General features: G+C 64.2%; 6 protein-coding genes. 4 read left to right on the top strand and 2 right to left on the bottom strand.

Annotation, left to right across the window (positions count from 1 at the left end; genetic code table 11):
• Positions 1-28: 28 nt before the first annotated feature.
• Together AC0IXR_RS24915 and AC0IXR_RS24910 are read right to left on the bottom strand one after the other, a co-directional pair.
• On the bottom strand, positions 29-700 hold the full coding sequence (locus AC0IXR_RS24915; protein ID WP_056454158.1) for a metallophosphoesterase family protein: 672 nt from the start codon (positions 698-700) through the stop codon (positions 29-31).
• Entirely contained in the window at positions 697-2,838 is a 2,142-nt protein-coding gene (locus AC0IXR_RS24910; protein WP_471762580.1) for a helicase-related protein, read from the bottom strand. Before AC0IXR_RS24910 ends, AC0IXR_RS24915 begins: the two co-directional genes overlap by 4 nt.
• Positions 2,839-3,275: 437 nt before the next feature.
• Here AC0IXR_RS24910 and AC0IXR_RS24905 point away from each other — a divergent pair, with 437 nt between their 5' ends.
• From AC0IXR_RS24905 to AC0IXR_RS24890, 4 genes are read left to right on the top strand one after another with little or no spacing between them, the layout of a single operon-like run.
• Positions 3,276-4,433 carry an acyl-CoA dehydrogenase family protein gene (locus AC0IXR_RS24905; protein ID WP_471762579.1) on the top strand — a complete coding sequence of 386 codons (1,158 nt, stop codon included), beginning with the start codon at positions 3,276-3,278 and terminating at the stop codon, positions 4,431-4,433.
• A complete protein-coding gene (locus tag AC0IXR_RS24900; RefSeq protein ID WP_311276891.1) occupies positions 4,430-5,017 on the top strand; it encodes a class I SAM-dependent DNA methyltransferase in 588 nt (195 codons plus the stop codon). Before AC0IXR_RS24905 ends, AC0IXR_RS24900 begins: the two co-directional genes overlap by 4 nt.
• Entirely contained in the window at positions 4,995-5,735 is a 741-nt protein-coding gene (locus AC0IXR_RS24895; protein ID WP_471762578.1) for a cytochrome b/b6 domain-containing protein, read from the top strand. The genes AC0IXR_RS24900 and AC0IXR_RS24895 overlap by 23 nt, the downstream gene beginning before the upstream one ends.
• Positions 5,732-6,472, top strand: a complete 741-nt coding sequence (locus AC0IXR_RS24890) for a molybdopterin-dependent oxidoreductase (protein WP_471762577.1) — start codon at positions 5,732-5,734, stop codon at positions 6,470-6,472. The genes AC0IXR_RS24895 and AC0IXR_RS24890 overlap by 4 nt, the downstream gene beginning before the upstream one ends.
• The last annotated feature ends 146 nt before the right edge of the window (positions 6,473-6,618 follow it).

Raw genomic sequence — 6,618 nt, 5'->3', positions numbered from 1 at the left:
TCACAACCCAAAGCGAAAACCCGATCGCTTACGACCTCATGCCGACCTGAAGAAACTCGACCGCCGGTCCGGCATCCGCGGTGAAGACTCCCGCCGTCAGTGAACATCCAAAAACGCAGGCCGTGTCGATATTCGTGCGGAAGGGATGGATGTCCGGCCTCCCGTTCTTTTGGGGTGTATGTCCGTGGACGACATGCTTGCCGAAGTCGAATTCCTCGGTGAGGAACGGCTTCCGGATCCAGAGCCTGGCTTCCACGTCCGGGTCGATGCCCTGTCGACCGGGACGAAAGCCGGCATGGACATAATAACGGCGCGCGTCCTCGTGGGATGTCGGAAGGGCAGACATCCAATTGAGCGCGTCACGCGGGAGGTCTTCCGGATCCCGGATGCCGAATGAGGCGAGCGTGCTCCGGCCGCCGTTCTCAAGCCAAGCAGTCACGCCGAAGGGTTTCTCGTAAGCGTCGAGCAGCATCCGCTCATGATTGCCCATGAGAAATGTCGCTTTCCCCATCTCCGTGCGATCAATGTCCTGAAGCATTCTCAGCACGCCGGCGCTGTCCGGGCCACGGTCGATATAGTCACCGAGAAAAACGAGACGTCGTTCGCGACCCGAACTGTGACGTGCGATCTCTGCGAGGAGCCGACCGAGCGCATCGGCGCAGCCGTGGATGTCGCCGATTGCGTAAGTGAGATGGCTCATCGTTGTCCTGGACGTGCACGGCGGCGCTCGGCCTTGCGGGTCGCCGTTTCTCGCAGATGATTCTCGATGACCGCGTTGGCTCGACCACGCATGACACGGATCTGCTCGTCATCGTCGAAGGTTTCCGGAAATCGCCGCGATAACCAAAGATAGGCGCTGGCGAGCCGCACGGTTCGCTCCTGGTAATCGAGCTCTCCACTGAGATTGGCACGCAGGGCCGGAACGGTCGTATGCGTGGCCCGGGCCTGTGCCCAGCGCTCCAGCATGGCGACCGCGACTTCATCGCGGCGGTTTACCGGGCAGACCGAAAAGGCGAACTTTTCCTCGATCGGCAGGTGGGCCCGATCGATGAGTTTCGCGACATCGAGGATCTCGTCGAGGGCCGAAGGTTGGAACGGCGACCCGGCATAGAATGTGGAGCGCGCGAAATGGGTCATGACCTCGCGGAGACTCTGCGTTCGCATCTCCTCGGCGACGGAGCGAATCGCGATCAGGTCCGGCCGCACGAAGAACCGCGTATCGGCAGCGGGAGCCGTGGGGGCGCCTGCCAGCGCCGCGCGGATCGGTTCGATACCGACCGAATCGGTGGCTGCGACGTAACCGACGTCCTGATGTCCGAACCGTCCTGCGCGACCGGCAATTTGACGAATCTCTGAGTTTGTCAGCGCACGCTCGCCGACACCGTCCCATTTCCTTGTGGCGGAAAAGACGATGCGTTTCAGGGGACCGAGGTTGAGGCCCATGCCGATCGCGTCCGTGGTCACCAATACGGTGGCCTCACCGGTACGGAAGCGTGCCGCCTCCGCCCTCCGCACCTCGGGAGACAGAGCGCCGTAGATCGTCGCCACGCTATGCCCGGCCGCGACCAGGATTTCGCGATTCTCGTGGACGGCGCGACGCGAGAAGGCGACGACGGCGTCACCCGGCTCCACATTCTCCAGGGGAACCGGTTCCTCCATAAGAACCAGGGGTGTCTTGCGAACGAAGGTGATGACCTCGAGCGATTCGTTGGCGGCCTCCGCCGCGCGCCGGACAGCGGCGAGCGCATCGTCCGAGCCGCAGACGATGACGGTCTTCGCCGGGATGCCGAACAGAGCATTGGTCCAGGCCCAGCCCCGGTCCGGGTCGGAGAGCATCTGAATCTCATCGATCACGGCGACATCGATGGGCCGCGTCAGGTCGGCGGTTTCGATGGTCCGCGATGTGTGGGTCGGTCTCTCCTCGCCGAGAACTTCTTCGCCGGTCACCATCCCGGCCTTCAGCCCGCGCTCGGCCAATCCCTCGTAATTCTCGAGCGCGAGCAGGCGCAGCGGCGCCAGATAGGTGCCGGTCGGGGCCGCCGCCAAATGTTGCAGGGCCGCGTAGGTCTTGCCGGAATTGGTCGGCCCCATATGGAAGATGATGCGGCGGCCAAGGCGTCGGGCGGCCGTGAACTTCTCGATATACGCACCGAACCCGACCTGGTCGCGCAGGCGCCGCAAGCGCGAATCCTCCCTTGCGACGAGCTTCGCGCGTTTCCGCACCGGAGCCAGCGTATCGCTCATGGATCGGCCGAGATTCGGTCCGTCATGGAACACCCGTGAGCGGAGCGAGCGGTCCATATGGTCGATATAGGTGACGGCGTCGGCGCCGACCTCTCGCAGATCCCCGGCGATGGCGTCCCTGAGGCGTTCGAGGGAGGGACGGAGCGTCCGTGCCGTCTTTGCGGTGATCTCGGCGACCGCCGTTCGCAAAGTCTCGATCCGCCAGGCCGGGTCGTTCCGCTCCGCCATGCCCGAGACGATGTCACTGGCGACGCCGCCCAGCGGGACCTCGACCCGCACGTCCATGCGACCGCCATCGAGGAGCGGTAGCATCACGCGCACGCGCCATATCAGCGTGTCGTTAGCGGCGATCGTCACCTTCAGCCCCGGCACGCTTCTGGCGACCGCTTCCGCTCCGGCCTTGGCGAAGGCATGCACGGCCTTAATTCGCCGTAGCGCCTTGCCCACACGCGCATCGTCGACGTAACCGCCGAATTCCGGAAGGTCGAGTTGGAGCCGCAGCCCCTCGATATCGACGGAACGTGGCGGAAGGCCGAGGCGGGCGACGGCTTCCATCAGGAGATCGACGGTGGAAGGAACGCGCTTTCGCGCCATGGGGACCGATCCTGGAACGGGTGAGGCAAAAGCCTCGACATGATGCTCGGCAAAGCCGCGCCGAAGGCGATTGCAGAGCCGCGAGGAGGCTGCCCGATCTCGGACCCGGCGCCTATAACCGATATGGGGATAAACCGGCTTTTTTGGAGTTGTGGATCCCTGGCTGCGAGGATGATGCACGTCATTGGAGGCGACGCTGCCGAACCAGCCCGTCCTACGGTCGTTCACCCATGACCAGCGTTGCCGCCGGTCTGGCGGCCCGGTGGAGCGTCAGATCGCCCGTCATCGGCCGATCAAGAATCCAAGGTAAATCGTAGAATGTCCGCGCCTGGGTGTCGCACGGCGGAAGGCAGAACGAAGTATATCTGTCACGCTATTCCTATGTCATAAATATTTATCATAACGGATGCGACGCCCGCGTGGAGAGGATGAACAGCGTGGACCAACCGACACCGGTCGCCCACACCACTTTCGATCCCACGGATGCAGCGAGGATTGCCGCCAGGGCAGCGGCTGCACGGGCGGCCGAGCATGATCACGATGGCGGGTTTCCCGCGGCCGATGTGGAGCATCTTCGCACGCTCGGCCTGCTTGCCGCGCCGATCCCGCGGGACGAGGACGGCGCCGGGCTTGGCGAAGAACCGGGGGCCGCGGACCTCTGTAGCGTGTTGCGCATCATCGGGAGCGGCAGCCTCGCCCTCGGCCGAATCTATGAGGGCCATGTCAACGCGCTCCAATTGGTCGCGCGCTACGGCGACCGTTCTCAGCGCGCGCGACTGTTCGAAGACGCGCGGCAGGGGCATCTTTTCGGCGTCTGGAACACCGAACTCTTCGATGACGGGCTGAAGCTCGAGGAAGTGGCCGACGGTTATCGCTTGAGGGCCGGCAAGATCCTCGCATCCGGGGCCGGTTTCGTCAGCCGCCCCTTGGTCACCGCCCGCACGGTTCCCGGCGATCTCGCCTTCATGGTGATACCGGAACTGACGCCTGGGACACGGGCGGATCTGTCCGATTGGCGGGCGCATGGCATGCGTGCCTCGGCGACGGGAAAGGTCGATCTGACCGGCCTCCCTATCGGATCGGGTGAGCTGCTCGGCGAGCCCGATTCCTACTCGCGACAGCCTTATTTCTTCGGTGGAGCCTGGCGTTTCGCTGCCGTCCAGCTCGGTGGGATCGAGGCGGTCATCGACATTTGGCGCGATCACCTCCGCCGGACCGGCCGGGGACCTGATCCCCATCAATCGGCGCGGCTGGGAGAGGGGCTGATCGCCACCGAGACAGCCCGCCTATGGGTGGAGCGCGCCGCCCGAATCGTCTTCGAAGACGATCTCCATCCCGAGCGGATCGTGGCCTATGTTCATCTGGCGCGAACCGCCGTCGAGACAGCGGGACTTTCCGTGCTCCAGCTCGCCCAGCGCTCCGTGGGGCTGCAGGGTTTCCTTCGCGATCATCCCCTCGAACGCGCCTCGCGCGATCTCGCCACCTATCTTCGCCAGCCTGCACCGGATTTCGCGCTGACATCGGCCGCGCGTTATGTCCTTGGTGAGACCGTGTCCGCCGGAGATCTCTGGCGTGATTCCGGAGATGTGCCATGACGCGTCATTCGCAGACGATGCCGCCCGATTATTTCGACAACCGCTACGCCGAGGATCCCGATCCCTGGCAGTTCGCCACAAGCGAATACGAGGCCGCCAAGTATGCGGCGACGCTGGAAGCGTTGCCGAAGCCGCATTACGCGTCGGCGCTGGAGATCGGCTGTTCGATCGGCGTGTTCACCAAGGCGTTGGCAGCCCGATGCGACGCCCTCATCGGTGTCGATACCGCGGAGAAGGCCCTCGAACAGGCACGCGAGCGCTGTCGGGAGGCGCCACATGTGAGCTTTGAGCGGTTGCACGCTCCCGGCCAATGGCCTGCCGGCCGGTTCGACCTGATCCTGATATCCGAGGTCCTCTACTTTTTCGACGCCGCCGACATGCCCCGCCTGGCTGAGCGGATTCTCGGCACGCTCGACACGGGAGGCACCATCGCGCTGGTCCATTGGACCGGGCCGACCCATTATCCGCAGACGGGGGACGCGGCTTCGGACCAACTCATCGACATCCTCGACTCGTCGATCCACGTCACTCATCGTCATCGCACCGATCGGTACCGGCTCGATGTCCTCACCCGCATCTCCTGACCTTCACGCGGTGGCGACGGAGGCGGGCCCACAATCCCGCCGCACCGTATTCCGGCATCCGGCCTGGCTGCGATTGACCCATTGGGTGAATGCTGCGGCCTTTCTGGTCCTGCTGATCAGTGGAATCGCCATCCTCCTCGCTCTGCCACGATTGTTCTGGGGCGAGACGGGTGCCAACGGCGCCCCGGCATGGCTCGAACTTCCCCTACCGGTGAATCTCGAACAGACCGGCTGGGGCAGAAACCTGCACTTCCTCGCCGCCTGGATCCTGGTGATCAACGGGCTCGCCTATCTTCTCCTCGTTCTGGCGAGCGGACATCTTCGCAAGAACTTGGTGCCGAACAGTGATCAACTGTCTGCCGGGCATCTCGCCCGGGAAATCAGTGATCACGTCAGGTTCGAGAAGGCGCGCGGCAACGAGGCGCTCCGGTACAACGCGTTGCAGAAATTCGCTTATCTCGGCGTTGTCCTGATCCTGTTTCCGCTCATGGTGCTCACTGGCCTCACCATGTCGCCGGGCTTCACGACGGCGTTTCCCGAGCTCTTCACCCTGTTCGGTGGTCGCCAATCCGCGCGGACGATCCATTTCCTGGTGGCCAGCCTGCTCGTGCTTTTCCTGCTCGTTCACGTGGTGCAAGTCTTCGTCGGCGGCGCGGCCAATCTCATGCGTTCGATGATCACGGGGCGCTTCACCATCCCCAGGGAGACGGAACGATGACCGATCTTTCCCGGCGTCGGCTTCTGGCGGGATCGGCCGGTCTCGTCGGGGCCGGTTTCCTCGGCGGTTGCGATGCGCCGGCGTTGAGCCGTCTGGCGACGCCCTATGATTGGAGCAACGGCCTGACCTTCGCCGTTCAGCGTTGGTTTCTCCGGCGCCAGCCCCTCGTCCGGGAGTTCGGGCCCGAGGCGATCTCGGCCGTCTTTCCGACGATCAACACGACCGATCCGGACGATCCCGGCTACAAGACATCGAAGTCCCTCGGTTTCACGGATTGGAAGCTGCCGGTGACCGGTCTCGTGGAAAGGCCGGGGGCGTTTTCCCTGGCCGACCTCAAGGCGATGCCGGCCCGAACGCAGATCACGTTGCACAGCTGCGAGCAGGGATGGTCCGCCATTGCCGGGTGGACGGGAGTGCCCCTCGCAGGCCTGCTCGCTCATGTCGGCCTGAAGCCAGAGGCGCGCTTCATCGTCATGCGCAGCGTCGATGGGTGGTGGGACAGTTTCGACCTGTTCGATGCGCTGCATCCCCAGACCATCCTCGCCTACGGCATGAACGGAAAGGATCTGCCCATCGCCCATGGTGCTCCCCTGCGCCTTAGGGTCGAACGCCAGCTCGGCTACAAGAGCCTGAAATACCTGACGCAGATCGAAGCCGTGGACCGCGTCGACGGCTTCGGAAAGGGGAGGGGGAGCATGGTCGCCGAACTCGGCTTCCCCTGGTACGCGGGGATCTGACCGAGGCTCGGTCGGCAGGCCGTCGCTTCGGGCTTTTGCTGCCGCTGTCATCGAGACGTCGTTTTAGGTGTTGACGTCTCCGTCTGTGGTCCGTATATCCCTGTTCATCGGCGGCGGCCAGCGGGGACTTCGGTTCGGCGGGCGGC

The organism is Methylobacterium sp. AC832, assembly GCF_979256025.1.
This window is presented reverse-complemented; position numbering and strand designations above follow the sequence as displayed.